The sequence below is a fragment of the Roseateles sp. P5_E1 genome (genome assembly GCF_054049335.1).
In genome coordinates this window covers 1-687 of record NZ_JBFUMN010000218.1, presented here as the reverse complement: position 1 = coordinate 687, position 687 = coordinate 1, and the positions used below count along the sequence as shown (strand labels likewise).

The window sequence follows — 687 nt, the reverse complement described above, 5'->3', positions numbered from 1 at the left end:
TTGAGCGCCAGGATGTTGGTCTGGAAGGCGATGCCGTCAATGACGGAGATGATCTCGGCGATGCGCCTGGAGCTGGTTTCGATCGCGCTCATGGTGGTGACCACCTGGCCGACCACSTCACCGCCCTGSSWGGCSACGSTRTGYGCGCCRATSGCCAGCTGGTTGGCCTGRCGSGCRTGCTCGGCGTTCTGGCGCACGGTGGAGGTSAGYTCYTCCATCGAGGCGGCGGTCTCTTCCAGGTTGGCGGCCTGCTGCTCGGTSCGRCGCGACAGGTCGCTGTTGCCGCTGGCGATTTCCCCGGCGGCCTGGGTGATGCTGCCGGCCGCGCCCTGGATCTGGCCGACGATCTGGGTGAGCTGGGCGACGGTGGCGTTGGCGTCGTCGCGCATGSTGGCGAACACGCCCTGGAAGTCGCCGTGCATGCGCACGGTGAGGTCACCTTCGGCGATGCCCGACAGCAGCTGCGAGAGCTTGCCGAGGTTGTCGTCGCTGACCTGCATCATCGCGTTGAGGTTGCCGATCATCAGGCGGAAGTCGTGATCGAAGCGGGTGGCATCGCCGCGCTGGCTGAAGTCCCCGGCCGCGGCAGCGCCGGCCAGGCGCTTGATCTCGTCGTTGATGCTGCCCAGGTTGCGCTTGACGGTATCGACGGTGGCGGTGATTTCCGCCTTCTCGCCCGGGTAGCGG

General features: G+C 67.2%; 1 protein-coding gene. It reads right to left on the bottom strand.

Annotated features, from left to right (window positions below):
* The coding region (locus ACXJKJ_RS30700; RefSeq protein ID WP_457395260.1) for a methyl-accepting chemotaxis protein at positions 1 to 687 on the bottom strand (687 nt) is incomplete at both ends.